This window comes from Microbispora amethystogenes (assembly GCF_016863015.1).
Taxonomy (GTDB): domain Bacteria; phylum Actinomycetota; class Actinomycetes; order Streptosporangiales; family Streptosporangiaceae; genus Microbispora; species Microbispora amethystogenes.
Genome location: NZ_BOOB01000088.1, coordinates 1 through 6,309, shown reverse-complemented (window position 1 = coordinate 6,309; position 6,309 = coordinate 1). Strand labels below are relative to the sequence as shown.

At 71.7% G+C, this 6,309-nt stretch carries 1 protein-coding gene; it reads right to left on the bottom strand.

Annotation, left to right across the window (positions count from 1 at the left end):
* The coding region (locus Mam01_RS35695; protein WP_204289641.1) for a non-ribosomal peptide synthetase at positions 1 to 6,273 on the bottom strand (6,273 nt) is incomplete at its 3' end.
* Between the last annotated feature and the right edge of the window lie 36 nt (positions 6,274 to 6,309).

Below are 6,309 nucleotides of genomic sequence, written 5' to 3'. Positions count from 1 at the left end.
GATGAAATCGATCCGGTCGGCCGGGTAAGCGGGGTCGATCGGCACGTATCCGGCTCCGGCCTTCCAGGCCGCCAAGATCGACACGACGAGCTGGATCCCGCGTGGCAGCACCAGCCCGACACGGGACTCGGTGCCCACACCCAGTTCACGCAGGTAGGAGGCGAGGCGGTTGGCCGCCTCCTCCACCTCCCGGTAGGACAGGCCCGTCCCGTCGCACCAGACCGCGACCGCATCCGGCGAACGATCGGCCTGCTCCTGGAACCGGTCCAGCACCGTCCCGGCCGCCACCGGCGTAGCGGTGGCGTTCCATTCCTCCACCACCGCCTGCCGCTCGGACTCCTCCAGCACATCGACCTGGCTGAGCCGGACAGCGGGGTCGGAGGCCACCTGCTCCAGCACCCGCACCAACCGCCGTGCGAGCGCCTGAGCCGTCTCCTCATCGAACAGGTCGGCGGCGTACAGGACACCGCCGCCCAGCCCGGCCGGGGCCCCGGCCTCGTCCCGGCGCTCCACCAGCGACACCGACAGATCGAAGCGAGCGGAGGGGTCGGGAAGCGGTGGCATCGACCTGACGTGCAGGCCCGGCAGGTTCCATTCGGCCGGGGGCAGATTCTGCAGGGTCAGCATGATCTGGAAGAGCGGGTTGCGAGACAGCGAGCGCGCCGGGTTCAGCTCGTCCACAAGGCGCTCGAAAGGCACATCCTGGTGGGCGTAGGCGGCCAGGTCGGTCTCGCGCACCCGGCCCAGTACGTCTTCGAACGACGGGTCGCCACTCAGATCCGTACGCAACACCAGCGTGTTGACGAAGAATCCGGCCAGGTCCTCCAGCGCCGCGTCCCCCCGGCCGACGATCGCCGTACCGATCGGGATGTCCGTCCCCGCGCCGACCTTCGCCAGCAGCACCGCGAGCGCCGCGTGGGCCACCATGAACATCGTGGCCCGGCCGCTCTGCGCGACCTCCACCAGCCGCGCATGCGTCCGCGCGTCCACCTCGACGGGCACGTTGGCACCGCGGAACGACGACGTCGCCGGGCGTGAGCGATCGGCCGGAAGCGTCAACTCCTCTGGTGCTCCTTCCAGAGCCTGACGCCAGTACGCGAGCTGCCCACTGATCAGGCTGCCCGGATCGTCCAGATCGCCCAGGATTTCCCGCTGCCACAGCGCGTAGTCCGCGTACTGCACCGGCAACGGCCGCCAGTCCGGCGCCCGGCTCTCGCGGCGGGCCGCGTACGCCAGGCTCAGATCCCGGCCCAGCACCCCCATCGACCAGCCGTCCACCGCGATGTGATGCGCCACGACCAGCAGCACATGGTCCGACGGCCCGAGGGCGAACAGGTGAGCACGCCACGGCAGATCGACGCTCAGGTCGAAGCCCCGGCCAGCGTGGGCGGCCATGACCTCGACGAGCGCGTCCTCAGTCGCCTCCGTCACCGAGAACGGCGGCCGGCCGGCCGCGCCGTCGAGTATCCGCTGCCGGGCCCTGCCCTCACTCACGGGGAAGATCGTGCGAAGGCTCTCGTGCCGACCGGCGACGTCTCCGACCGCCGCCTCCAGCGCCGCCACGTCCAGCTCACCCGACAGGCGGAGCGCCAGCGGGAGGTTGTACGCCGCGTCCGCGCCGGCATCGGTCTCTTCCAGCCGGTTCAGGAACCACATGCGCTGCTGGGCGTACGACAGCGGCAGCACCTCCGGCCGGGGCAGCGGGCGCAGCACCGTGCGGGCACTGCCGTCACCGCCCTCGACAAGGCGGGCCACCCCGGCGATGGTCGGCGTGCCGAAGAGTTCGCCGATGCCGAGCTCGGCGTCGAACACGGCCCGGATGCGGGCGATCAGCCGCATCCCGAGCAGGGAGTCGCCACCGAGGTCGAAGAAGGAGGCGTCGGTGCTCACCCAGTCGAGGCCCAGCACCTCGCCGAACAGCCCGCACAGCACTTCTTCCACCGGGGTGGCCGGGCCACGGCCCACGGCGACGCCCGCGAAGTCGGGCGCGGGCAGCGCGGCCCGGTCGAGCTTGCCGTTCACCGTGACCGGCAATGCCTCCAGCACCACCACAGCCGCCGGGACCATGTAGTCGGGCAACCGGGAGCCGACGAACTCCCGCAGCACCGCGACGTCCGGGCTCGGGTCGGCCGGGTTCTGGCCGGCCGGGACGACGTACGCGACCAGTCGCCTGCCACCCGGGCGGTCCTCCCGCACCACGACCGCGACCTGCCCCACCGACCCGTGCGAGGCCAGCACGGTCTCGATCTCGCCCAACTCGATTCGGAACCCGCGGATCTTCACCTGCTCGTCGGCCCGCCCCGCGAAGACCAGCTGACCATCCGCCTGCCAGCGCACCAGGTCCCCGGTCCGATACATCCGCTCCCCCGCGGCGAAAGGACACGCCACGAACCGCTCCGCGGTCAGCCCCGCCCGCCGCAGATACCCTCGAGCCAGCCCCACCCCCGCCACGTACAACTCACCGGTCACCCCCGGTGGAACCGGTCGCAGGAAATCGTCCAGCACGAACGCCCGCGCGTTGGCGATCGCACCCCCGATCGGCACCACACCGCCCAGGCCCGGCCCCAGTGGCCGGCTCATCGTCGCGCAGACTGTCGTCTCCGTCGGGCCGTACGCGTTGACCAGCCGCCGCCCCACCGCCCAACGCTCGGCCATCCACGGCGGGCACGCCTCACCCGCCACCACCAGCGTCTCCAGACCGTCCGGAAGCGTCTCCACCGACGCCAGCACCGACGGCGACACCGTCACGTGCGTCACCCCGAACTCGCCCACCGCGTCGGCCAGCGACCCCGCCGGAGGCAGCCGATCGGCCCCAGCCATCACCAGCGTCGCCCCTGTCAGCACCGCCATGCAGAGCTCCCACACGGACGCGTCGAAGCTCAGGGAGGACAGCTGCAGCACCCGCGAGCCCGCGCCCACGTCGAACGCCGCGACGTGTACGGCCGCCAGGTTCCCCAGGCCCCGATGGGTCACCACCACGCCCTTCGGCGTGCCGGTCGACCCGGAGGTGTAGATCACGTACGCGGGATGGTCGACCGCATGGCCGGGCACCGTCACCGGGGATGCCGGACGGGCGTCGATCGACGCGGCCACCACCGGGTCTTCGATCACCACGCACTCGGGAGCGCCGCCGTCGAGCAGCCCTTCGGCTTGCGCGAGTGCCGGCCGTACGGATCGGGTGCACAGCACCAGCGCCGGGGCGGCGTCACCCAGCATGAACGCGATCCGCTGCGCCGGATAGGCCGGATCCACCGGCACGAACCCCGCACCCGCCTTCGCCACGCCCAGCAACACCGCGACCAACTCCGGCGAGCGCTCCATCATCACGCCCACCAGATCTTCGGGACCCACCCCCCGGCCGATCAGCTCATGCGCGATCCGGTTCGCCGCCGCGTCCAACTCCGCGTACGACCACGACACCCCCGGCCCGGCCACCGCCACCGCACCCGGCATCCGTTCGACCTGCGCCGCGAACAACTCCGGCAACGTCCCGGCCGCCACCGGCCTCGCGGTGTCGTTCCACTCCCCCAGCACGACCCGACGCTCGGCCTCGTCCAGCACTTCCAGCTCACTGAGCCGTACGGACGGATCGGCCGCCACCTGCTCCAGCACACGCACCAGCCGCCGCGCGAGCGCCTGAGCCGTCTCCTCGTCGAAGAGATCGAGCCGATAGTCGAGGCGGAACTTCAGCGCCGGGTCCACGACGAGCGCGAGCGGATAGTTGCTGGTCTCCCTGGCCGTCAGGCCCGTCATCCGCAGCGTGCCGCCGGGAAGGGTGGCTTCGGGGTCGCCGGGATAGTTTTCGTACGCGACGAGCGTGTCGAAGGTCGCACCCGGCCCGGCCAGCCGCTGGATCTCCGTCAGCCCGAGATGCTGGTGGTCCAGCAACGCCGACTGCCGCGCCCGCAGGTCGGCCAGCACGTCCCTCACCGGCCGGGCGGGGTCGAGCCGCACCACCACGGGAACGGTGTTCATGAAGAGGCCCAGCATGTCTTCCATGCCGGGCAGCTCCGCCGGGCGGCCCGCGACCGTCGCCCCGAACACCACGTCGCGGCGTCCCGCCAGCTGACCCACCACCAGCGCCCAGGCCATCTGGATCACGACGTTGAGAGTCAGCCCCTGGGCGTGGGCCAGCTTCCGGAGCGCCTGTGCCAGCCGTACGTCCGCCTGGAAGAGCAGCTTCGCCGTCGGGGCCGCTGTGTCCGCCTGCTCGGCCGGCGCCACCAGGGTCGGCTCGCGTACGCCGGCCAGGGCCTGCCGCCACGCCTCCCGCGCCGCGTCCCTGTCCTGCCTGCCCAGCCACGCCAGATAGTCCCGGTACGGCGTGACCACGGGCAGCCCACGGGTGCTACCGCCAGCCGCGTACGCCGCCCACAACTCGCGCAGCATGATCGGAAGTGACCAGCCGTCGATCACGAGGTGGTGCAGTGTGATCACCATGCGGTGCTGGTCCGGGCCCAGTCTCAGCAGCATGATCCGTACCAGCGGCGGCACCGACAGGTCGAACCGGCGGGCGTGCTCCTCGATCTCCAGCCGCTCGGCCTCGGCCAGGGCCGCCTCTTCCGGCATGCCGGACAGATCGACCTGCCGCCACGGGAGCTCGACCCGCTGCGAGATCACCTGGACCGGCTGCTCCACCCCGGCGACCTGCCGGAAGCTCGCCCGCAGACTCGCGTGACGTGTCAGCAGGCCTTCCCAGGAGGCCCGCAGGATTTCCGCGTCCAGCGATCCCGCAAGGTCGAGGACCATCTGCTCGACGTACACGTCCGTCGAGGTCTCGTCGTAGACCGCGTGGAACAGCAGCCCTTCCTGGAGCGGCGACACGGGCAGCACGTCGGAGAGGTCCGGAACGTCCGACTCGAGTTCCTCGATCTGCCTCTGTCCGAGCGCCACCAGCGGGAAGTCCGACGGGGTGTGGCCGCCGCCGCCCGGACGCGAGGCGTACCCCGCGAGTCCGGCGAGCATCGCCGCCCAGCCGGAGACGAGTTCCCCGGCCGCCTCCTCCGTCAGGAGACGTCCGGGCGCTGCCACGGTCAGCAGGAGCCGCGGGCCATCTTCAAGGTCGCGGACCAGCCCCTCCGTTTCGATCGTGTGCATCACGGGGAACCGGCCGCTCACCTTCGGTCCGGGGCCGCCTTCGTCGACCGGCAGCCACCCGTGCAGGCGATCTCCGCTCGATTCGGTGAAGCGTCCGAGGTAGTTGAAGCCGATCTGGGCTCTGGGGAGTGCCGCGAGGTCGGCGGCGGTGCCGGGATTGAGATAGCGGAGCAGGCCGTATCCCAGGCCGTCGCCCGGGACCGCCCGCACCTGCTCCTTGATGCGCTTGACCACCCGCCCGGCCGTCGCTCCGCCCGCCCGAAGATCGGCGAAGTCGGCCACCCCGGCATCCAGCCGCACCGGATGACTGCTGGTGAACCAGCCCACCGTCCGCGACACATCCATGCCGTCCGCCAGAGGGACACGCCCATGCCCCTCCACGTCCACCACGACCCCGCCGCCCGGACGGCCCCGCCGCGCCCGCCACTCGGCGACCGCCGCCGCCAACCCCGCCAGCAGAACGTCATCGACCCCCGCATGGAACGCCGCCGGAACCCCCGTCAGCAACGCCGACGTCACATCGGCCGGAACGCTCACAGAGATACGTCGAACCGTGGAGTCGACGTCCTGGGTGGGATCCACATGCTCGTTGGTCAGCAGCGGGTCCGGGCCTTGGAGGAGCGTCAGCCAGTCCTGCAGTTCCGGCGTACGCCTGCTCGCCTCGGCCGCAAGTGCCTGTGCCCAGTGGCGATAGGACGTCGGGACCGGATCGAGGGCGACCGGCCGTCCGGCGGCCAGCGCCGTGTAGGCGCCGGCCAGATCCGGCAGCAGAACCCGCAACGACACCGTGTCCACCACGAGGTGAGCGATGACCAGCACCAACCGCCCCGGCTCGCCGGGCCCGGCGTCCAGCCACACCACCTGGACCATCACCCCAGCCAGCGGGTCCAGCCGCTCAACCGCCGCCCTCGTCTGCTCACCAACCAGACGCACCCAATCGACGCCGTCCCCCCGCCCATCGACCTGGCCAGCCCAATCCGCGCCAGCACCCCGCTCACCGACCGGGCCCGCCCAGTCGGCGACGGTCCCCTGCTCGTCGACTTGCCCCGGCCATTCAGTGCTGGCCGCTTGCACCCGCCGCACCCACGCGGTGGTGTCGGCCGCCTGCGGCACCAGCAGATGCGGTTCCGGCCCGGTCACCAGCCGGGCACGCAGCACCTCATGGCGATCCGCCACCGCCTGAACCGCAGCCACCAAAGCGTCGAAATCCAA